Raw genomic sequence first — 21571 nt, 5'->3', positions numbered from 1 at the left:
GGAGAAACGCACCATGGCTGATCTCACAAGTGACTTCATCGGGATCAAATCCCCCAACCCCTTCTGGCTGGCCTCCGCGCCGCCCACGGACAAGGAATACAACGTCCGCCGCGCCTTTGAGGCCGGCTGGGGCGGTGTCGTCTGGAAAACCCTGGGCGAAGAGGGTCCCCCCGTCGTCAACGTCAACGGTCCGCGGTATGGCGCGATCCACGGCGCTGACCGCCGCCTTCTGGGGCTCAACAACATCGAGCTGATCACTGACCGCCCGCTCGAAGTGAACCTCGAAGAGATGACCCGCGTAAAGCGCGACTATCCTGACCACGCGCTCATTGCGAGCGTTATGGTGCCTTGCGAGGAAGACGCCTGGAAAAAGATCCTGCCGATGATCGCCGAGACGGGCTGTGACGGGTTCGAGCTGAACTTTGGCTGCCCGCATGGCATGGCCGAACGCGGCATGGGCTCGGCGGTGGGGCAGGTGCCCGACTATATCGAGATGGTCGCCCGCTGGTGCAAAGAGGCCACCGATCTGCCGGTGATCGTCAAACTCACCCCCAACATCACCAACATCCTCTACCCGGCCGAGGCCGCCCTGCGCGGCGGTGCCGATGCGGTCAGCCTGATCAACACCATCAACTCGATCACCTCCGTGAACCTCGACGTCATGTCGCCGGAACCCATGATCGACGGCAAAGGCACCCACGGCGGCTATTGCGGCCCCGCCGTGAAACCCATCGCCATGAACATGGTGGCCGAGATCGCCCGCAACCCGGAAACCGCCAACCTGCCCATCTCCGGCATCGGCGGCATCACCACCTGGCGTGATGCGGCTGAATTCATGGCACTGGGCGCGGGCAACGTGCAGGTCTGTACCGCCGCCATGACCTATGGCTTCAAGATCGTGCAGGAAATGATTTCCGGCCTCAGCCAGTGGATGGACGAAAAGGGCTACACCAGCACCTCGGATTTTGTCGGCATGGCCACGCCCAACGTCACCGACTGGCAGTACCTGAACCTCAACCACATCACCAAGGCCGAGATCAATCAGGACGACTGCATCAAATGTGGCCGCTGCTACGCCGCTTGCGAGGACACCTCGCACCAGGCCATCGAGATGTCCGAGGACCGCGTGTTCACCGTCAAGGATGACGAATGCGTTGCCTGCAACTTGTGCGTCAACGTCTGCCCGGTCGAAGGCTGCATCACCATGCGCACGCTGGAGCCGGGCGAGATGGACGAACGCACCGGCCAGCCCGTTGCGGCTGAGTATGGCAACTGGACCGTGCACCCCAACAACCCCTCGGTGCAAGCCGCCGAATAGGGGGCACCATACCGCGGACGGGGTTTTCTCTGTTGACCGTCCGATGTCGGGCCGACCTCCCGGCCCCATACCCCGCCACGGCATCTTCCCCGTGGCGGGGTTTTCGGTGCCTTAAGCGCCGTTCCCCTTGTGGAGGTGATTTTTGCCAATGGCGGCTAGGAGCCCCAATTGACGATTGCTGCGACGACCACTTATGGCAGCAATGCCGGTTATGCAGGCATCCGAGGGTGTTGATCGAGTATCCGGTCCGTGTAGTTTCAAGGCGCGTTCCGGCCAGCGATGAAAAGTCCTGTTGGCCTATTCAATCCGGCTTGCGTATATTAGATTTGGCTAGCATTTTTTGGCCGCAAGACATGTGTTTAGTTGGAGAATTCGATGACTCATAGGTTCCTTGGGATTGCTATCTCTGCTCTGCTATCCTTGTTCGTTTCGAACGCTGCGAGGGCGGATCAGGTATTCGGATACGAAACTGAACTTGATGTTGTTTATGGCACCGGACACGTTGCGCCTGATGGAACGAAGACAGAGCGAGAATTGCGGATGGATGTCTATTCACCTTCTGCATCGAACGCAGACTATTCAAGCTCTGCATCCGCGTCCGACGGTCCACATCCAGCGGTGATTTATGTGCACGGTGGCGCCCATCATCGCGGCGGGCGTAGGGTTGAGCCATTTCGGCTGGAAGCCGCTGTACATTCGCGACCAGAGGATTATGCGCGCCTTCTAGCGCCCCTTGGCTACGTCGTCTTTGTTATCGAGTATCGGCTCGCAACTGAGAACCCTGAACCCGAATTGTCACCGGGTGAGGCAAATCTGATTTCGGATGTTGATGCTTACATCACCCCGCAAGTCTTCGAAGCAACGGTTCGGGCGAGGAGCGCCATGGGGCTGCCCCGACTTGAGAACAGCCCCGAAGACAGGCTTTTTCTCTGGAAGGCAGGAATGGCAGGAGCGGAAGATGCCTATATGGCCCTCGAATTCATCATAGATAACGCGGAGCGCTTCAACATCGATCCTGATCGGATTGCGATGGGCGGACACTCGGCAGGTGGCGGTATCACACTCAATGTCGGTCTTGGGATGGAAGCTCCGCTTGCCGCGATTTTCCCACTTTCGGGGCCGGGTATCCTCTACGAGCACGATGCCGTGAAGGGCTACGCCAAGCTCCCTCCAATTCTCCTTGCTTACTCCCAATTCGATGAACACACGCAGTTGGGTGACTTGCCCGGCATCATCTCGCTGTTGAGAGATGCCAAAGCAGATTACTCACTGACCTGGGTTCCCGGCTTTGCCCATTTCTATCCCCACAATGCGGTTTCTCTGAGCGACGATGGCACCCGAATGTCCCTCGGGGATCGAATTACTTCATTCTTGGATGAGCACTTGGGTGCAAAGTAAAATGAAAATGTTACCTACTGAGGTTTCGGAAGTTACCTGAGCGCGGACAAACGACCGCAATGCGCAAGTTAGTGAAACTTGGAGCGAACGAGGCGAACGACAACTTTGTCCCGCATACCCGCCATGGGTTTTGCCACACTAATCACCTTGGTAGGGGGCGGCATCACATCGCGGAACGCGCCGTTTCTCTGAAACCTTCCACCCCCTGTCGCTCCCCAACCCCCCTGTCGTTTTCAGAACAGACCGCCCCGCCACACCCCCGCATCCTCGCGCTCATGACTGACGCGCCTCTGCATATCGACACTTTTGACGCCACCCGCCGCCGGGGCATGGCGCTGGTGTTTCTGGCGGGTGTGCTCTGGTCGACCATGGGCCTCGGCATTCGCCTGATAGACGAGGCTGGCGTCTGGCAGATCATGTTCTATCGCTCGATCAGCCTGTCGCTTTTTCTTGGCACCGTGATTGCCCTGCGTTCGGGCCGAAACCCCTTTGCCATGGCACGTGCCACCGGCCTGCCGGGACTGGTTGGCGCGCTGGGTCTGATTGCGGCCTACAGCGGCGCGATCTTCGCGATCCAGACCACCTCGGTTGCCAATGCCATGCTGCTGTTTGCGGTCGCGCCGTTTCTCGCCGCCGTTCTGGGGCGGATCGTGCTGGGCGAGCGGGTGCGCAGGGCCACGTGGTTCGGCATCGCCGTGGCCATGATAGGGGTCGCCGTCATGGTGTCGGATCAGGGCGGGCAGGGCACGTTTTCGGGCAACATCGCGGCGCTCGGTTCGGCGCTTGGGTTTGCGGTCTTCACCGTCGCCCTGCGCCGGGGCAGATCGACCGAGATGCTGCCTGCGGTGTTTCTCTCTGGTCTTCTCGCGGTTCTGCTCACCGGGGCGGTCTGTGTGTTTACCGGAGCTTCACTTGTTTTGACCGCATGGGACGGCGGCGTGGCCCTGACCATGGGGGTGTTTCAGGTCGGCATGGGGCTGATGTGCTACACCATCGGGTCAAAAACCGTGCCTGCGGTCGAGCTCACGCTGCTCTCGCTGGCCGAGGTGGTGCTGGGTCCGGTCTGGGTCTGGCTGGTGCTGGGCGAAACCGTCGGTGCCACCACGCTTCTGGGCGGAGGCATCCTGTTGGGCGCGATCATCGGGAACGCGCTCTCGGGCACCCGTCGCCGCACGCCGGTGCACATGCCCTGAACTCGGGGGTTTCCCGGCCAAACCCTTGCCATCTGGTTAACAAACGCGACCTCTCCATGTTGTACAAATTGGAGAAACGGCCGGAAAAAAGTTGTACAACTTGGTCACTTTTGTGCATTTCACGAAAACTTAAGGAGTCAGTAACTTTCTGAACATCCACTCAAGATGGGCTGCGGCGCCGTCCAGAACGTCGGAGTCTCCTGCCATCAGCACCCGCACCTGGGCGTCGAAATCGGCGTAATGCTGCGTCGTCGCCCAGATCGAAAAGATCAGATGTCGCGCGTCCACCGCGCCAATTTTTCCGGCCTCCGCCCAGCCCTCGATCACCGCGCATTTCTCATCGAATAGCGGCTTCAACCCGCTCTCCAGATGCGGCCCCATCCGCGGGGCTCCTTGCAGTATCTCATTGGCAAACAACCGAGATTCCCGCGGGAACTCGCGCGTCATCTCGACCTTGCGGCGCACGTAGGCAAGGATCTCTTCCATCGCATCACCCCGCGCGTCAAGCTGCTCCAGCGGTTCCAGCCAGCTCTCCATCAGCTGGTTCAACAGGGTGACGTGGATGTCTTCCTTGCCGCCGAAATAGTAGAGAATGTTGGGTTTCGACAGCCCCGCCTCATCGGCGATCTGATCCAGCGTGGCCCCGCGATACCCATGCCGCGAAAACACCTCCAACGCTGCCTCAAGAATACGTTTACGATTTTTTGTCTGTATCCGGCTCGCCTTGCGCGCACCCTGGGCTGTACTGGCCATTCATCGCCTCATTTTGAACCCCGAGATTAGGCGAGCCAAAGCCGCACGTCCAGCACCGTAGGTCGGACAAATTTGTCCGACCTACCAGTCAGGTCTGGGCGCCAATACCGCGCAGGATGATCCGCTTGACGCTGGCTTTGGCGGCGTTCCATTGGGCATCATTCAAGGGTGCGCCGCCATTCAGAGTATCGATCTGATGCCCAAAATCCGCATAGTGCTGGGTGGTCGCCCACAACATGTAGAGCAGGTGGCGCGGGTCAATCGGATCCATGCGCCCCTCTTCGATCCAGCGTTCGATCACGGCAATACGTCCTTCGGTCCATTCTGCCAGGGTGGTTTCCAGATAGTCCTGAATGACCGGCGCGCGATGCATGACTTCGCTGGCCCAGACCTTGGATCCGGCGGGGTGACGGCGCGAGATTTCCATCTTGGCATCGATATAGGCACCGATTCCCTCTTCTGGCCCATCTGCGGCATCAAACACGTCCGCCGCCTGTAACCAAATCTGAAAGATATTCTGAACCACCTGACGATAGAGCGATTCCTTTGTGGGGAAATAGTAGTGCAGGTTGGCTTTCGGCAGCCCCGCCACATCCGCGATCAGCTGCATCGTCGCGCCGCCAAACCCCGCTTCTGCAAAGACTTTTTCCGCTGCTGACAAAATAAGCTTTTCGCTCTCCTGACGGCGTTCTTTCTTGCTGTTGGGTTTTGACGATTGCGCCATGTTCGCTGTGATCCCAGAATTTTCTTGACCAGATGGTCAGACTGTGGTGCCCTGAACTTGACCATACGGTCAGGAACCACGCCAAAGCAAGAGGCCAACAAGGTCCGAGACGCAAATAGCAAGGGAGACATGCCATGGCGGCACCGGGTGAAAACCTCAAGATCAACAGTGATCGTCTGTGGGACAGCCTCATGGAAATGGCCAAGATCGGCCCCGGCGTGGCGGGCGGCAACAACCGCCAGACCGTAACGGATGAAGACGGCGAAGGCCGCGCATTGTTCCAATCCTGGTGCGAGGCGGTTGGCTGCACCATGGGTCTCGACACCATGGGCAACATGTTCGCCGAGTACCCCGGCACCGATCCTGACGCCCTGCCGGTCTACGTCGGCTCGCACCTTGATACGCAACCGACAGGCGGCAAGTACGATGGCGTGTTGGGTGTGCTGGGTGGTCTCGAAATTCTTCGCACAATGAAGGACTTAGGGATCAAGACCAAACATCCGATTGTGGTGACCAACTGGACCAACGAAGAGGGCACGCGGTATGCGCCTGCCATGCTGTCGTCTGGTGTATTTGCGGGCATTCACACCGAGGAGTGGGCCTATGATCGCGAAGACGCAGAGGGGCTGAAGTTTGGCGATGAACTAAAGCGGATTGGCTGGCGCGGTGACGAACCGGTTGGTCAGCGCAAGATGCACGCGATGTTCGAGTTGCACATTGAGCAGGGCCCCATCCTCGAAGCCGAGGGCAAGGATATCGGCGTTGTCACGCATGGGCAGGGGCTGAGCTGGACGCAAGTCACCATCGAAGGCAAGGACTCGCACACCGGATCAACCCCCATGCCGATGCGCAAAAACGCCGGTCTGGGCATGGCGCGCATTCTGGACAAGGTGGATGAGATCGCCTGGAGCCATGCGCCACATGCGGTGGGCGCGGCGGGGCATATCGATGTCTACCCCAACTCGCGCAATGTGATCCCCGGCAAGGTGGTGTTCACCGTCGATTTCCGCTCGCCGGATTTGAGCGTGATCGAAGACATGGAGGCGCGCCTGCGCACCGAGGGTCAGAAGATTGCCGACGACATGGGGCTGATGATTGCCTTTGAAAAGGTGGGCGGGTTTGATCCGGTGGCCTTTGACGAAGGCTGCGTGACTGCTGTGCGCAATGCGGCTGAACGGCTGGGCTATTCCCACCGTGACCTGATCTCGGGCGCGGGACACGATGCTTGCTGGATCAACCAGGTTGCGCCAACGGCCATGGTGATGTGTCCTTGTGTCGACGGGCTGAGCCACAATGAAGCCGAAGAGATTTCGCGTGAATGGGCCGCAGCGGGCGCTGACGTGCTGATGCATGCGGTTTTGGAGACCGCCGAGATCGTGGAGTAACTGGAGGGGTCGGACCGGGGCGCTGCCCCGGACCCCGGGATATTTTTGGCCAAAAGAAGCAGGGGCGATGTTCCCTTGCCGATAGGGAGAAAAGTGATGGGAAGCAAGGTTATCAAGGGCGGGACCGTTGTTACGGCAGACCTGACGTATGAAGCGGATGTGCTGGTTGAAGGCGGTGTGATCATTGAGATCGGCAAGGACCTTAAGGGTGACGAAGTGCTGGACGCGACCGGTTGTTACGTGATGCCGGGCGGGATTGATCCGCACGTGCACCTCGAAATGCCGTTTATGGGCACTTACTCCACAGATGACTTTGAAAGCGGCACCCGCGCAGGGCTCGCCGGGGGCACAACGATGGTGGTGGACTTCTGCCTGCCCAACCAGGGCGAGAGCCTTCTGGATGCCATCAAGCGTTGGGACAACAAATCGACCCGGGCGAACTGTGACTATTCCTTCCACATGGCGGTGACATGGTGGGGCGAGCAGGTCTTTAACGACATGAAAACCGTGATCGAAGAGCGCGGGATCAACACGTTCAAGCATTTCCTGGCTTACAAGGGCGCTCTGATGGTGAATGATGACGAGTTGTTCGCCTCGTTCAACCGACTGGCGGAACTGGGCGGCATCGCCATGGTGCATGCCGAAAACGGTGATGTGGTAGCAGAGATGACTGCGAAACTGTTGGCCGAGGGCAATACCGGCCCCGAGGCGCACGCCTATTCGCGCCCCTCACAGGTTGAGGGCGAAGCCACCAACCGTGCGATCATGATTGCCGATATGGCGGGTGTGCCGCTTTATGTCGTGCACACCTCTTGCGAAGAGGCGCATGAGGCCATTCGCCGGGCGCGCATGCAGGGAAAACGCGTCTGGGGTGAGCCGTTGATCCAGCATCTGACGCTGGATGAGCGCGAGTATTTCGTGGACGACTGGGATCACGCCGCACGCCGGGTGATGAGCCCGCCGTTCCGCGATGCACGCCATCAGGAGAGCCTGTGGTCCGGTCTGCAAGGGGGCACGCTATCGGTTGTGGCGACGGACCACTGCGCCTTTACCACGGACCAAAAGCGTTACGGTGTCGGTGACTTCTCGAAGATCCCCAACGGGACCGGTGGGTTGGAAGACCGCATGCCGATGCTCTGGACCCAAGGGGTGGCCACAGGTCGCCTGACGCCGAACGAGTTTGTAGCCGTGACCTCGACCAATATCGCCAAGATCCTGAACTGTTACCCCAAGAAGGGCGCGGTTCTGGTGGGGGCGGATGCCGACCTGGTGGTGTGGGACCCGGAGAAGGAAAAGACCATCTCGGCGGCGTCGCAGCAATCGGCCATCGACTACAATGTCTTCGAGGGGCATCACGTCAAAGGTCTGCCCCGCTATACGCTGACCCGTGGGCAGGTGGCTGTAAACGATGGTGCAATCCAGACGCAGGAGGGTCACGGCAAGTTCGTGAGCCGCGAGGCCAACACGACGGTGAACAAGGCGCTGAGCACGTGGAAGGAATTGACCTCGCCGCAGCCTGTGAAACGCACCGGTATTCCGGCGACGGGGGTCTGATGCGAAGACTTGCGTCTTATTATCGGCAGTGGGACCGACGTTACGGTAAACATTTCGTGTGGGTCTTCGTGCCGACTTATGCCGCAACGATGTTCCTATACCCGCTGCTAGTAATACGTGATGTGGTCGGTGAGTCTGGGAGTGGCTTGTTTGTGGTTATCGCTTATGGCTTTTCCGTTTTCGCGGGGGTAACCATGCTGATTGAGTCCCTACTCGTCGCAATCCCTGTGTTTGCGGCGGTTTCATCAGCAATCGACTATGTGACGCCGGATTGGTTTGGGTGGCTTGCCTTTGTAGTTTCATGTTCGGTTTCGGCTTTTGCCAGTTGCTATGTGGCGGTGCATACCGAATTCAGCATTGATCCCGTTTCGGTTCATTGGGTTGCGGGTCGTGTGCGAGCCGTCGAATTGGGGGGCATTGCGGCGTCTCTTTGTGTGTTCGTTGCATCATGGGTTTGGGTTGCTTCTCGAGAGAGTGTCAAAGATAACAAAGAAAGTAAGGCTCGTGGACAATAATACAGTCATCTCGGCTAAGAATCTGTCGCTGACTTTCCAGACAAACGACGGCCCGGTGCATGCGCTGCGCGACGTGACGCTTGACATCAACAAGGGCGATTTCGTCAGCTTCATTGGTCCTTCGGGCTGCGGCAAGACGACGTTCCTGCGGGTGATGGCGGATTTGGAAAAGCCGACAGCGGGTGAGATCACCGTCAACGGCGTCAGCCCCGAAGAGGCGCGCAAGGCGCGCGCTTATGGCTATGTGTTCCAACATGCTGGTCTGTACCCGTGGCGCACGATTGGCGGCAACATCCGCCTGCCGCTTGAGATCATGGGGGCCAGTAAGGCGGAACAGGACGCTGCCGTGCAGGAAGTGCTGGAGCTGGTGCACCTTGATGGGTTTGAAAAGAAGTTCCCCTGGCAGTTGTCGGGCGGCATGCAGCAGCGTGCCTCGATCGCGCGGGCGCTGGCGTTCCATGCGGATATTCTGTTGATGGACGAACCCTTCGGCGCGTTGGATGAGATCGTGCGGGATCACCTCAACGAACAGCTGCTGGAGCTTTGGGCACGGACCAACAAGACCATCGGGTTTGTGACACACTCGATTCCCGAGGCGGTGTATCTGTCCACCAAGATTGTTGTGATGTCGCCCCGCCCAGGCCGCATCACGGATGTGATTGAGAGCACGCTGCCCAAGGAACGCCCGCTGGACATCCGGGACAGTGAAGAGTTCATCAAGATCGCGCACCGGGTGCGGGATGGCTTGCGGGCCGGTCACGAGGATGACGCATAATGGGCGTCGTCTGGTATCGCATAGGCCCCATCATCACGGTGGTGATTGCCATTTTCGTGCTCTGGTATGCGGGCGCGGTGGCGCTGAATACGCCGTGGGCCTATGACAAGGCCAAGCGCGCCGGGGTCGAGCTGACCACGTCAGAGCTGATCGCCGACACCATGAGCCAGAAGAAACCCAAGCTGCCCGCGCCGCATCAGGTGGTGGCTGAGATCTGGAAAACCACCGGTGATATGGTGGCAAAAGGCAAGGCGTTTTCCAAACGCTCGCTGATTTATCACAGTTGGATCACGCTGAGTTCGACCTTGCTGGGCTTTGTGCTCGGCACTGCGCTGGGTGTCGCGCTGGCGGTGGGCATTGTCTACAACCGCACCATGGACATGAGCATCATGCCATGGGTGATTGCCAGCCAGACCATCCCGATCCTTGCGATTGCGCCGATGATTATCGTTGTGCTGAATGCCATCGGGATTTCCGGGCTACTGCCCAAGGCGGTGATCTCGATGTACCTGTCGTTCTTCCCGGTCGTGGTCGGTATGGTGAAGGGGCTGCGCAGTCCCGATCACATGCAGCTCGACCAGATGAAGACCTGGAACGCCACCGGCAATCAACAGTTCTGGAAGCTGCGCCTGCCGTCGTCGATGCCGTATTTCTTTACCTCGCTGAAGATCGCCATGGCGGCCTCGCTGGTGGGGGCCATCGTGGGTGAATTGCCAACCGGGGCGGTTGCCGGTCTGGGCGCGCGCCTCTTGGGCGGAAGCTATTACGGTCAGACGATCCAGATCTGGAGCGCGCTGATTACGGCTGCAGCGCTGGCCGCAACGCTGGTGGGGATCATCGGGATCACCCAAAAGATCGTGCTGAAACGGATGGGGATGGTGCGATGATGTGGTTGATTGCAGGAATTACCGTGTGGCTGCTGGGTTGGGGGCTGAATGTCTGGTTGTCCAATCAGCCCAAAACGCGGTTCACGCGCCTTGCGGTGCCGATCCTATTCGGTCTTACCCTGATCGCCATTTGGGAATGTGTGGTGCAAGGGTTCAACATCAATCCCGTGCTTTTGCCGCCGCCCTCGATGATCGGTGCGCGCTTTGCCAGTTCGACCGCGATCCTGTGGGAGGACTTTGTCCAGACCGTGATCAAGGGCGCGCTGAGCGGGTACATCATCGGCTGCGGTGCAGCCTTTTTGACCGCGGTTGTGATCGACCGTTTTCCGTTCCTGCAACGGGGTCTTTTGCCGGTCGGTAACTTCGTGGCGGCTCTGCCGATCATCGGCATGGCGCCGATCCTGGTGATGTGGTTCGGTTTTGACTGGCAATCCAAGGCGGCTGTCGTGGTGGTCATGGTGTTCTTTCCGATGCTGGTCAACACGGTGCAGGGCCTGCAGGCCACGGACCACATGCAGCGTGATCTGATGCGCACCTACGCGGCGAGTTATCCGCAGACGCTGCTCAAGCTGCGCCTGCCGGCTGCCATGCCGTTCATTTTCAACGGGCTGAAAATTTCAACAACGCTGGCGCTGATCGGTGCTATCGTTGCAGAGTTCTTTGGATCTCCGATCAAGGGCATGGGGTTCCGCATTTCGACCGAGGTCGGGCGCCTGGCGCTTGATATGGTCTGGGCCGAGATCGTCGTGGCGGCGATTGTCGGCTCTGCATTTTATGGCGGGGTCGCGCTGTTGGAAAAAGCAGTGACGTTCTGGCACCCGTCACAAAGAGGCTGAGTATAACGAGTACAACAAACAAAAGTTCAACAAGGAGAGTAAAAACATGAAGACGTTTATCAAGACATTGGGCGCAGCGGCGTTGGGGCTGGCGGCCTCGGTTGCCAATGCGGCAGACGATGTGACACTGCAATTGAAATGGGTCACCCAAGCCCAGTTCGCGGGCTATTACGTTGCGCTGGACAAAGGGTTCTATGCGGATGAGGGTCTGAATGTGACCATCAAGCCGGGCGGCCCGGATATTGCCCCTGCACAGGTGATTGCCGGTGGTGGCGCGGATGTGGTTCTGGACTGGATGCCTTCGGCACTTGCCAGCCGTGAAAAGGGCCTCGCGCTGGTGAATATCGCGCAGCCTTTCAAATCTTCGGGCATGATGCTGACCTGCCGCAAGGATGCCGGTGTTTCCTCGCCGGATGACTTTGCTGGCAAGACCCTGGGCGTCTGGTTCTTTGGCAACGAGTATCCGTTCCTCAGCTGGATGAGCAAACTGGGCCTGTCGACCGACGGAGGTGACAGTGGTGTGACCGTGCTGAAGCAGGGCTTTAACGTCGATCCGATCCTGCAAGGGCAGGCGGCCTGTGTGTCGACCATGACCTATAACGAATACTGGCAGATCATTGACGCGGGCCTGACCCCGGATGACCTGGTGGTGTTCAAGTATGAAGATCAGGGCGTCGCCACGCTCGAGGATGGCATGTATGTGCTGGAAGACAACCTGAGCGATCCGGCCTTTGAGGATAAGATGGTGCGTTTCGTACGTGCATCAATGAAGGGCTGGAAATGGGCCGAAGAAAACCCGGATGACGCGGCAATGATTGTTCTCGACAACGATGCGTCGGGTGCGCAGACCGAAGAGCACCAAACCCGCATGATGCGTGAGATTGCCAAGCTGACAGCTGGTTCGAACGGCGCGTTGGACCCGGCTGACTATGAGCGGACCGTGGACAGCCTGATGTCGGGTGGCTCGGATCCGGTTATTACTGCCAAGCCCGAGGGCGCATGGACCCATGCGATCACGGACAAGGCGCTGAACTAAGCACTCAACGCTTGTACCGGTTAAGAGGGGAAGGGTCGGAGCATGCTCCGACCCTTTTCGATTGGGGCTTCACATTCTCCCCGGCAATACATATCACGCGCTTCGAATGTGATGCGGAGGCAAGGCTATGAGTGGCAAGAAACTGACATGTCTGGAGTGCGCACAGGTGAACCGGGTGCCAGCCGACAAGCTGGGCGCCGGGGCCAAATGCGGCACCTGCGGCGCGCGATTGATGTCGGGAAAAGTGGCTGAGGTGGATCTCGCCACATTGCAAAAAGCTGCCCGCAATGACGATGTACCGCTGGTCGTGGACTTCTGGGCGCCCTGGTGCGGGCCGTGCCGCCAGATGGCGCCGCAGTATGCTCAGGCTGCGGGGGACTTGAGTGGGCAGGTCCGGCTGGTCAAGCTGAACACAGAGGCGCACCCGCAAGCAGGGGCCAAGTATCGCATTCGGGGCATTCCGACCATGGCCGCTTTTGTTGGAGGTCGTGAAAAGGCACGCCAGTCCGGGGCCATGCCCGCGAAAATGATTTCGGACTGGGTGCGTCAGAACACCAACGTCAGGTAGGTCGGACAAATTTGTCCGACCTACGGGTCAACGACGGACCGCATTCAACAGGTACCGGGGCAGGCGGCGCAGAACACTGCGGGCCAGTTCGGGGTATTCAACCTCTCCTGCCAGCAGACGCATGTACTGCATCCGGACTGTGCCTGAGCGTCTGAATGTGCTGACAAAGGCCTTTTGCCACCGCGGCGCAAAGATGATGCGACGCAGGTTGCGCGCGATCCGAAGGTTGCGGTGCATGTCTTTCAGATTGGCCTGATAGAGCGGAAGCGCCCGCGCCGGGTCATCCGTGGCCAGCGCATCGAGTGTGGCCTGCGCGGCCAGTTGGCCACTCTTCATGGCAAAGGCAATACCCTCTCCGGTGATCGGATCCACGAGGCCTGCGGCGTCCCCGGCAAGCAGCACTTGTGCGCGTCCCGGCACTTTTCGGAAATCGCCAAAAGGCAGGTGGTGGCCCTTGAACCGTTTGGACTCGGCATCAAGACCCAGGGACGTGAGATAGGACGCGAAGTGCCCTTTCAGGTTCGGGTTCGGCGCCAGAAGGCCGCCGACACCAACCGTGGTGGAGCCCTGTTTGGGGAAGGACCAGCCATAGCCCCAGGTCGCCGCGGCAAAATCGATCCGCAAGGGATGTTCCGCTGGGGCCTGCTCTTGGGGCGTGGCTTCGATTTCCAGCCCAAAGCCGATGGTGGCCGTGTCAAATGGCGCGCCAAAGAGGTGGCGGGCGACAATGGATTTCACCCCATCCGCGCCAATCAGCACACGCCCGGTGATCTGCGTACCATCCTTTAGAGAGACTGTTGCGCCGGTGATTTCGGAAATCATGTGACCAGAGAAATCAACCGCACCCGCGTCAAGCGCATGGCTGAACAGTTGCGAGTCAAGGTCCAGCCGCATGGTCAGGTGGAGCGGCGGAATATCTTCCAGCCGCGCCAGCTGGCCACCGTCGTGCCAAAACTCGATCGCATCCCGGGTCACGGCCCTGGACAGGTCAAAGTCGCGTTCAAAAATCTCTTGGTAGTAGGCCCGGCTGCGTTCCGTGAACAAACCGCCGCACAGTTTGCTGCGGGGAAAGCGCGCCTTGTCGACCACGGCCACGGACAGCCCATGCCGTGCAGCCCAACAGGCCGCAGCGCTGCCTGCAGGTCCGGCGCCAATCACGATGAGGTCGAATGAGGGCATTGTGCTTCCTGTCCGTTCACGTGCTTCTACCAACTTTCGTCTGACGATCCAGAGGGCTAGTGTGGGATAGGACGAGAAAAGGAAAACCCATGGCCGAAAAACCCAACACCGAAGTGCCCCCAACCGGCGAAGCCACGCTGCGCACAGTCGCGATGCCATCGGATGTGAACGTCAACGGCGACATTTTTGGCGGCTGGGTGCTGGCCCAGATGGATATTGCCAGCGGCATCATTGCCGCCCAAAGGGCGCAGGGTCGGGTCACCACCGTTGCCGTGGACGCAATGAAATTCATACGTCCCGTGGCGGTGGGTGACATACTGGGTGTCTGGGCATGGGTTGATCGTGTGGGGCGGTCTTCGATGGGCATTCGTATCGAAGCCTGGGCCATTCGCCAGCAGGGTCGTCACAAAGAAAAAGTGACCGAAGCGGTGTTTACCTATGTCGCCATTGACGAAGACGGCAAACCACGGCCGGTGCCTGCGGAGGCCTAAGGAAAGGGCCAGCCCAAGGCGGGACCGGCCCTTTTCAATTGATCAGATGCTTATCGCAGACCTTCGTTGATGCTTTTCAGCACTTTCGACCCCGGACAGAGCTCGTCTTTGCCAAGTTCGTTCAGCGGCCGTGTCGCCAGCTCGAGGTTCGTGTTCAGGTTCTGCGAATTGGGATCGAGGAACAACAGGCCGGTCAGAACGCGGTTTTGCTTGTTGGCGTCCTGAATGGTGTTGAGCGCGGCCTGGCGGTCGTCGGTCTCGTGCCCAGACACGGCCTTTTTCAGGTGAATGACCGAGCCATCATGCAGGGTCACGGACTTGGACGTTCCCTCGTCATACTGCGCCTTGATCTCTTCGCGCATGGGCACAAAATCCAGTGGCATGGCATCCAGGTGCGCGCGGGTTTCCTCGTAGCTTTTGGTCGACCCGTTGTGGTTGTTGAAGGTCACACAGGGGGACACAACATCTATAAAGGCAAATCCGTTGTGCGCCATGGCAGCCCGGATCAGGGGCACCAGCTGTTCCTTGTCACCCGAGAAGCTGCGGGCGACAAAGCTTGCGCCCTGCAGGATCGCAAGGCTGGCGAGGTCGATGCCCTCAAAGCCGTTCACGTCGCCATATTTGCTGACCGACCCGAGGTCAGCCGTGGCGCTGTCCTGGCCTTTGGTCAGGCCGTAACAGCCATTGTTGGCGACGATGTAGGTCATGTTCACATTGCGGCGCACGAGGTGCACGAACTGGCCCATGCCGATGGACGCCGTATCGCCATCACCGGACACACCAACATAGGTCAGGTCGCGGTTGGCGAGGCTGGCGCCAGTGGCGACCGAGGGCATCCGGCCATGGACCGAGTTGAACCCGTGGCTTTTGCCAAGGAAATAGGTCGGCATTTTCGACGAGCAGCCGATGCCCGAAACCTTGGCGATGCGATGCGGTGGCAGGGAAGATTCAAAGCACGCCGTGCGGATGGCCGCCGAGATCGAGTCGTGACCACAGCCTGCACAGAGGGTCGAGATCGCGCCGTCATAATCCGCAACCGTGAACCCCAGCCGGTTTGAGGGCAGGCGCGGGTGGCGGAACTTGGGCTTTACATAAGACATCAGGCGGTCTCCTTGTGCAGCGGCACGACCTTGGCGCTCTTGGTGTCGAGCGACTGGCGGATCTGGTTGGCAATGTCACGCGCGGTGATCGGCGTGCCGGAATAGTTCAGGACCGAGGTCATCTTGGTCGGGGCAATCTGGCATTCGTTCATGATCAGCTGACGCATCTGCCCATCGCGGTTCTGTTCGATCACAAAGACCATGTCATGTTCGTGGATGAACTGGTCGATGTTCTCGTGGAAAGGGAAGGCGCGGATGCGCATCGTGTCGATGGGATAGCCTTCGTCCGCAAGAATCTCGACCGCCTCATAGGAGGGCGAGGCCGAGGTGCCGAAGAACAGCGCGCCAAGCCTGAGCTTGGTCTTTGGCTTCTTGACCTCGATCGGTGGGTGGGTCTTGGGTTCGGGCACGTAGGACTTGGCCGTCTCGAACTTGCGCAACAGGCGATCAACGTTCTGGACGTAGTCGTCGCCGCTTTCGGAATAGACGGCCATCTCGTTCTTGGATGAGCCACGGGTGAAGAAAGCGCCTTTGTCGGGGTGTGTGCCGGGCAGCGTGCGATAGCAGATGCCGTCGCCGTCCACGTCGAGGTAACGGCCCCATTTCTCGGCATTGTCCAAACCTTCGGCGTCCAGAACCTTGCCGCGGTCCATCTCGTAGGTGTCGTCCCACTCCAGCGGTGGCGACATCCAGTCGTTCATGCCCAGATCAAGGTCGGACATCATGATGACCGGGGTTTGCAGGCGTTCTGACAGATCAAAGGCCTGCACGGTCATCTCAAAGCATTCCTGAGGTGTGGCCGGGAACAGAAGCACCTGCTTGGTGTCTCCGTGGCTGGCATAGGCACAGGCCAGAACGTCGGATTGCTGGCTGCGCGTGGGCATGCCGGTCGAGGGCCCCGAGCGCTGCACGTTAATCAGAACAACCGGAATTTCGGCAAAATAGGCAAGACCCAGGAATTCGCTCATCAGCGAAACACCGGGACCTGAGGTGGCGGTAAAGGCCCGCGCGCCGTTCCAGCCGGCACCTACAACCATGCCCATTGCGGCCAGTTCATCCTCGGCCTGGACTATGGCATAGTTCTTCTTGCCGCTGCCCGCGTCGATGCGCAGGCGCTTGGCGTATTTGGCAAAGGCATCCACGACGCTTGTGGACGGCGTGATCGGGTACCACGCGGCCACGGTTGCGCCACCGTAGATCGCGCCAAGGGCCGCTGCGGTGTTGCCGTTCATCAGGATATGCGGTGTTTCAAGAATATGCGGCGCAACATTGCCGCCCTTCTCAAGCCGGATTGGCAGGGGACATTGGTAATTCTCGGTTGCGTATTGATATCCCATCTCGAGCGCGTGAACGTTCGATGAGATAAGTTTTTCTTTACCTTTGAACTGGTCGTTCAAGAGACCTTTCAGAACGCCAAAGTCGATGTCCAGCAAAGCGGCCAGGGCGCCAACATAAACCACGTTCTTTAACAACTGTTGAAGACGTGGAACGGGGAACTCTTTCATGCACATTTCGGTCAGCGGAATGCCGATGATCGTGATGTCGTCCCGCTTCATGTGGTTGGCCAAAGGTTTGGTCGAGTCATAGAGGAAGTAGCCGCCGGGTTCGACGCTGGCGATGTCCTTTTCCATGCTCTGCGGGTTGACGCAGACCATCAGGTCCACGCCACCGCGACGACCCAGATAACCGTTCTTGCTGACCCGCACCTCGTACCACGTGGGCAGGCCCTGAATGTTCGACGGAAAGATATTGCGCGGAGAGACCGGGATGCCCATGCGGAAGATCGCCTTGGCAAAGAGGTGGTTGGCCGAGGCCGACCCGGTGCCGTTCACGTTGGCGAATTTCACGACAAAGTCGTTGATGCCTTTGATCTGTTTCATTCTGCGGCCTCCACCAGCAGGTCAGGCGTGGCCTTGGCCATCGTATAAAAGAATTTCTGCATGTCCCAGGCCGCTGTCGGGCAGCGTTCTGCACAGAGACCGCAGTGCAGGCAAACGTCTTCGTCTTTGACCATGACTTTGCCCGTGGGAAGGGTATCGGAGACGTAGAGATCCTGTTCCAAGTTCTCGGCAGGCACCATCAGACGGGTGCGCAGGTCGGGTTCGTCACCGTTCTCGACAAAGCTGATGCAGGCCGTGGGACAGATGTCGGTACAGGCGTCACATTCGATGCAGTTGCTTTCAGTAAAGACTGTCTGCGCGTCACAGTTGAGGCAGCGTTCAGCCTGAACAAAGGCGGTTTCGACGTCAAAGCCCAGTTCAACCTCGAGCGTCTTGCTGGCAAGCGCTTCCTTGAGGTCGACCAGTGGCACGGCCTCGCGTTTGTCGGTCACCGGGATGCTGTCATAGCTCCACTCGTGGATGCCCATTTTCTGACTGACCAGAGTGTGATGCGGATCGGGGCGGTTGACCTCGGGGTTGAGGCCGTTGCAGTACATGTCGATGGACACGGCGGCCTTGTGTCCATGGGCCACCGCCGTGATGATGTTGGCGGGGCCAAAGGCGGAGTCGCCGCCAAAGAACACATCCTTGCGGGTTGATTGGAAGGTTTCGTCATCGTTGATGATCGGGGTGCCCCAGCTGGTGAAACGTACGCCGGTGGACTTTTCAATCCAGGGGAAAGCGTTTTCCTGGCCGATGGCGATCAGGACGTCGTCGCAGTCGACATGAACCAGATCTTCGCCGGTTGGCACCAGCCTGCGCTTGCCTTCGTCGTCATAGACGGCCTCGACCTTTTCGAAGGTCATGCCGACCAGTTTGCCCTTTTTCACCACGAATTCCTTGGGCACGTGATTGTCGAGGATCGGAATGCCTTCGTGGATGGTGTCTTCTTTCTCCCAAGGCGAGGCTTTCATGTCTTCGAAGGGCGACCGCACGATCACTTTTACGTCCTCACCGCCAAGACGGCGCGAGGTGCGGCAGCAGTCCATGGCGGTGTTGCCGCCACCCAATACGATGACGCGCTTGCCGATTTTTTTGGTGTGTTCGAAAGCCACGCTCGAGAGCCAGTCGATCCCCAGATGGATATTGGCATCCGCTTCTTTGCGACCCGGCAGGTTGGGCAGGTCACGTCCGCGCGGTGCGCCACAGCCGATGAACACGGCGTCGTAACTCTTGTCGAGGATGCTTTGCAGGCTGTCCACATAGGTGTTGAAGGTGGTGTGGATGCCCATGTTCAGCACGTAGTCCACCTCTTCATCCAGCACTTCGTCAGGCAGGCGGAAGGCGGGGATCTGGCTGCGCATGAAGCCGCCAGCCTTGGCGTGTTCATCGTATAGATGCAGCTCGTAGCCCAAAGGCGCGAGGTCGCGTGCCACGGTCAGCGAGGCGGGGCCGCCGCCGATCAGGGCGATCTTTTTGCCATTCCTCGGCCCGGCGGTGGGGATCAGGTGTTTGACGTCATCCTTGAAATCCGCAGCCACCCGCTTCAGGCGGCAGATCGCGACCGGCTCTTCCTCGACCCGGCCACGACGGCAGGCGGGTTCGCAGGGGCGGTCACAGGTGCGGCCCAGAACGCCGGGAAAGACGTTGCTTTCCCAGTTGACCATATAAGCATCCGTATAGCGCTCCTGGGCGATCAGGCGGATATACTCCGGCACGGGGGTGTGCGCGGGGCAGGCATACTGGCAATCGACGACCCGATGGAAATACTCGGGGTCTGCCGTATTCGTGGGTTTCATGTCGCCTCCTTTTTAACGGCGAAAATTCCTGCGTGTACGACGGTATACCCACAGCTTCACCGGAACGGTGCCGGTGTAAAGCGAGAAGTGGCGCCAGAGGGATTTTGTCGCGTTTTTTTGACGGATTGTCGTATTGCGGACATATAGCGCTGCGTACGGGCGGGCATTGCTCTGGATCAAGGCGGTGGTGTTTTGCGAAAACCGCGCCTCAAATGCGGTTGGAACGGGTGAAAAACGCCGTCGGCGAGTCGTGTCCAAAGGGGGGCGGCAACCGTCCAAAACCCCGATCTGCATCACGTCGGTAGGACGTCGGTATCACGTCGGTGCGCCCGTACGGTGGGCTCAGCCCCTGTTAACGGCGCTCAGGCAGGGTGGCACCAAAGGAGACCACGCATGTCCGAACCCGAGATCCGCCGCCGCAAGTTCTGCCGCGTGAAGGTGCCCAAGACGCAGGAACAGGCCTATGAGCGCATGCATCACGACATGATGTATTCGCACCGTCACAGCCAGATCGGCACCTTTCTGCGCGAGGACCTGCCGCTGGAGTGGCACCTGTTGGAGATCGATCACCCGGTCTGGGAGAAAAAGGAAAAGGTCACGCTATACCTCGATCGTTCGGTGGCGCGGTTGTTCAAGGGCATGGGGCAGGGATACCAGGCGCGGATCAATCATCTGCTCAGAACGTGGATGCAGATGAAGATCGCACAAGAGGTCGAACTGGACGAGGCGCTGAACGAACGGCGGCGGCTGAACATGGAGGACTTTGAGCGGCTGATGGCGGAACGCGAGGCCGAGGATCAGAAAGCAGCACAAGACAAGGCCCAGCGAAAACTGGAAAAGCACCGGGCCAAGTTGGCCAAACGCAAAGGCAGCGATGCGCCGGGGAATGGCGCGTGACAAGTGACGCCCCGACCGCTAGGCAGGAGGGTATGAAACAAGTTCCCAAAGAAACCACCGACGACGCGCTGATCCAGGCCTATCTGGACAAGGGCGGCGAAATCACCAAAGGCGAAACCAAACCACCCAAGCCCGAGCTGGGCCTGAGCAAAAACGCCTGGAACGCCAAGCTGACCAAGGAAGAAAAAGCCGCCCGCGACGGGAAGTGATCGCGGGGTGGGCCGGGTACGGGTGATCCGGTGCGGTGGATTTTATATTCCACATATTGAATGTTATGATTGGCAATGCTATATCTCCTGCAGACCCGGGCCGCGTGGCCCGACCATGAGGAGAAATGAGATGACCCTTGACCGTGCCGTACTGGCCTTTGCCGGCGTGATGGTTCTGCTGAGCGTGGTGCTGACCGTGTTCGTGCACCCGATGTGGATGTGGTTCACCGTGTTCATCGGTGCTAACATGCTGCAATCGGCCTTTACCGGCTTTTGCCCCGCCGCGATGATCTTCAAGGCGATTGGGTTCAAACCCGGGAATGCGTTCTGAGACACTGACAGGTTGTCGTGAAAAAGGCCCCGCCGGTTTGGCGGGGCTTTTTTGTTGGTGGAGTGGCCGGGGACGCCCGACCGAGGGTGGGCATCGCAGCGGCCGGGGCTGGTTAGTTTATGGTGCCACATGCATCTGACGGTTTTGCGGAGGGTTAGGTTGCAAAATCGCCCGTCCGTCACGCCAGAGGCGTGCCAACTATAGGGGGCGCACCTTTGGTGCGACCGGGTCGGTCGGGCGATCCCCGGCGGCGCGCATGCGCGCCTTGATTGCGGGGAATGTCGTATTGCGGTAAGGTGGGATGTAGTACAGTCTCACGGAGAGCGACCTTCGAGAGCGGCTAGACTATTTGAGTATTCCGCAATTCTTTCTATTGATTGGCGGTCAATCGCATCGAATTGAGTCGAAACAACGTAGAAGGCTTCTTCCTTCGATAGTGTACTGCCTCCAACAACCCATTCTCTAGGGAGGCCAGCCATTTTGAGAAAGTCGCCCAAACTTAGATTCAAGTATGTCGCTCCCTCCAGACAACAGGCACGTGCTGGGCAGGTATCAAACGGGAACTCATCCATGGTATCCAAAACCAGTTGCGCGAGTTTTGCAGTGTGAAGCAGGCAAACAGTGTAAGCGGTGCGCCGCCCCCACACTTACGACATGACGCCTGATCTGCGGTTCAGGGGCTTCTTTGGTTTGAGGGGAGTTTCTGTATGGGAGCTACAAGCGAGTTTCTGGCAAATGCGCCG

General features: G+C 59.1%; 21 protein-coding genes. 15 read left to right on the top strand and 6 right to left on the bottom strand.

All coding sequences use genetic code 11. From position 1 onward, the window contains the following. The first annotated feature begins 13 nt into the window (after positions 1-13). The 3 genes from preA to EK369_RS17235 all read left to right on the top strand — a co-directional run bounded on the left by preA (position 14) and on the right by EK369_RS17235 (position 3909). Positions 14-1318: an NAD-dependent dihydropyrimidine dehydrogenase subunit PreA gene (preA, locus tag EK369_RS17245; protein ID WP_127115521.1), complete on the top strand. Its 1305-nt coding sequence runs from the start codon at positions 14-16 to the stop codon at positions 1316-1318. Between the two features lie 363 nt (positions 1319-1681). Then, positions 1682-2716 carry an alpha/beta hydrolase gene (locus tag EK369_RS22010; RefSeq protein ID WP_206198108.1) on the top strand — a complete coding sequence of 345 codons (1035 nt, stop codon included), beginning with the start codon at positions 1682-1684 and terminating at the stop codon, positions 2714-2716. A 275-nt stretch (positions 2717-2991) separates the two neighbouring features. Then, positions 2992-3909: a DMT family transporter gene (locus tag EK369_RS17235; protein WP_127115520.1), complete on the top strand. Its 918-nt coding sequence runs from the start codon at positions 2992-2994 to the stop codon at positions 3907-3909. A gap of 129 nt (positions 3910-4038) precedes the next feature. On the opposite strand, the gene EK369_RS17230 is transcribed toward EK369_RS17235, so the two are convergent. Both EK369_RS17230 and EK369_RS17225 read right to left on the bottom strand, forming a co-directional pair. After that, positions 4039-4662: a TetR family transcriptional regulator C-terminal domain-containing protein gene (locus EK369_RS17230; RefSeq protein ID WP_127115519.1), complete on the bottom strand. Its 624-nt coding sequence runs from the start codon at positions 4660-4662 to the stop codon at positions 4039-4041. Positions 4663-4750: 88 nt separating this feature from the next. Further along, positions 4751-5386, bottom strand: a complete 636-nt coding sequence (locus EK369_RS17225) for a TetR/AcrR family transcriptional regulator (RefSeq protein WP_127115518.1) — start codon at positions 5384-5386, stop codon at positions 4751-4753. A 134-nt stretch (positions 5387-5520) separates the two neighbouring features. Here EK369_RS17225 and EK369_RS17220 point away from each other — a divergent pair, with 134 nt between their 5' ends. From EK369_RS17220 to trxC, 8 genes are all read left to right on the top strand, one after another. Further along, the gene (locus tag EK369_RS17220) at positions 5521-6771 is read left to right on the top strand and encodes a Zn-dependent hydrolase (RefSeq protein ID WP_127115517.1); all 1251 of its coding nucleotides are present in this window, start codon (positions 5521-5523) and stop codon (positions 6769-6771) included. A 96-nt stretch (positions 6772-6867) separates the two neighbouring features. After that, positions 6868-8325, top strand: a complete 1458-nt coding sequence (hydA, locus tag EK369_RS17215) for a dihydropyrimidinase (RefSeq protein ID WP_127115516.1) — start codon at positions 6868-6870, stop codon at positions 8323-8325. After that, complete coding sequence (locus EK369_RS22005) at positions 8262-8840, top strand: hypothetical protein (RefSeq protein WP_127115515.1); 579 nt, start codon at positions 8262-8264, stop codon at positions 8838-8840. Before hydA ends, EK369_RS22005 begins: the two co-directional genes overlap by 64 nt. Next, positions 8830-9615, top strand: coding sequence for an ABC transporter ATP-binding protein (locus EK369_RS17205; protein WP_127115514.1), 786 nt, complete (start codon positions 8830-8832; stop codon positions 9613-9615). The genes EK369_RS22005 and EK369_RS17205 overlap by 11 nt, the downstream gene beginning before the upstream one ends. Next, positions 9615-10502 carry an ABC transporter permease gene (locus EK369_RS17200; RefSeq protein WP_127115513.1) on the top strand — a complete coding sequence of 296 codons (888 nt, stop codon included), beginning with the start codon at positions 9615-9617 and terminating at the stop codon, positions 10500-10502. The genes EK369_RS17205 and EK369_RS17200 overlap by 1 nt, the downstream gene beginning before the upstream one ends. Further along, positions 10499-11338, top strand: a complete 840-nt coding sequence (locus EK369_RS17195) for an ABC transporter permease (protein ID WP_127115512.1) — start codon at positions 10499-10501, stop codon at positions 11336-11338. The genes EK369_RS17200 and EK369_RS17195 overlap by 4 nt, the downstream gene beginning before the upstream one ends. Before the next feature lie 46 nt (positions 11339-11384). Next, positions 11385-12374, top strand: coding sequence for an ABC transporter substrate-binding protein (locus tag EK369_RS17190; RefSeq protein ID WP_127115511.1), 990 nt, complete (start codon positions 11385-11387; stop codon positions 12372-12374). Positions 12375-12501: 127 nt separating this feature from the next. Beyond that, positions 12502-12942: a thioredoxin TrxC gene (gene trxC / locus EK369_RS17185; RefSeq protein WP_127115510.1), complete on the top strand. Its 441-nt coding sequence runs from the start codon at positions 12502-12504 to the stop codon at positions 12940-12942. 27 nt (positions 12943-12969) lie between these two features. On the opposite strand, the gene EK369_RS17180 is transcribed toward trxC, so the two are convergent. Beyond that, positions 12970-14121 carry an NAD(P)/FAD-dependent oxidoreductase gene (locus EK369_RS17180; RefSeq protein ID WP_127115509.1) on the bottom strand — a complete coding sequence of 384 codons (1152 nt, stop codon included), beginning with the start codon at positions 14119-14121 and terminating at the stop codon, positions 12970-12972. Between the two features lie 89 nt (positions 14122-14210). Between EK369_RS17180 and EK369_RS17175 the strand changes: the two genes are divergently transcribed. Then, on the top strand, positions 14211-14612 hold the full coding sequence (locus EK369_RS17175) for an acyl-CoA thioesterase (protein WP_127115508.1): 402 nt from the start codon (positions 14211-14213) through the stop codon (positions 14610-14612). Positions 14613-14662: 50 nt separating this feature from the next. Here EK369_RS17175 and EK369_RS17170 read toward each other — a convergent pair whose 3' ends face one another. From EK369_RS17170 to EK369_RS17160, 3 genes are read right to left on the bottom strand one after another with little or no spacing between them, the layout of a single operon-like run. Continuing rightward, positions 14663-15712 (bottom strand): 2-oxoacid:ferredoxin oxidoreductase subunit beta, encoded by a 1050-nt coding sequence (locus EK369_RS17170; protein WP_127115507.1) that lies wholly within the window; start codon positions 15710-15712, stop codon positions 14663-14665. Continuing rightward, entirely contained in the window at positions 15712-17592 is a 1881-nt protein-coding gene (locus EK369_RS17165) for a 2-oxoacid:acceptor oxidoreductase subunit alpha (protein WP_127115506.1), read from the bottom strand. Before EK369_RS17165 ends, EK369_RS17170 begins: the two co-directional genes overlap by 1 nt. Further along, positions 17589-19391: an FAD-dependent oxidoreductase gene (locus tag EK369_RS17160; RefSeq protein WP_127115505.1), complete on the bottom strand. Its 1803-nt coding sequence runs from the start codon at positions 19389-19391 to the stop codon at positions 17589-17591. The genes EK369_RS17165 and EK369_RS17160 overlap by 4 nt, the downstream gene beginning before the upstream one ends. Before the next feature lie 393 nt (positions 19392-19784). On the opposite strand from EK369_RS17160, the gene EK369_RS17155 reads away from it, so the two are divergent. The 3 genes from EK369_RS17155 to EK369_RS17150 all read left to right on the top strand — a co-directional run bounded on the left by EK369_RS17155 (position 19785) and on the right by EK369_RS17150 (position 20828). Next, positions 19785-20288 carry a BrnA antitoxin family protein gene (locus EK369_RS17155; RefSeq protein ID WP_127115504.1) on the top strand — a complete coding sequence of 168 codons (504 nt, stop codon included), beginning with the start codon at positions 19785-19787 and terminating at the stop codon, positions 20286-20288. A 32-nt stretch (positions 20289-20320) separates the two neighbouring features. After that, positions 20321-20497 carry a hypothetical protein gene (locus tag EK369_RS21850; RefSeq protein WP_164727032.1) on the top strand — a complete coding sequence of 59 codons (177 nt, stop codon included), beginning with the start codon at positions 20321-20323 and terminating at the stop codon, positions 20495-20497. A gap of 115 nt (positions 20498-20612) precedes the next feature. Beyond that, the gene (locus tag EK369_RS17150) at positions 20613-20828 is read left to right on the top strand and encodes a YgaP family membrane protein (protein ID WP_268920619.1); all 216 of its coding nucleotides are present in this window, start codon (positions 20613-20615) and stop codon (positions 20826-20828) included. Positions 20829-21571 lie beyond the last annotated feature (743 nt).

It is taken from the genome of Shimia sediminis, assembly GCF_003990645.1.
GTDB classification, from domain to species: domain Bacteria; phylum Pseudomonadota; class Alphaproteobacteria; order Rhodobacterales; family Rhodobacteraceae; genus Shimia; species Shimia sediminis.
This window is presented reverse-complemented; position numbering and strand designations above follow the sequence as displayed.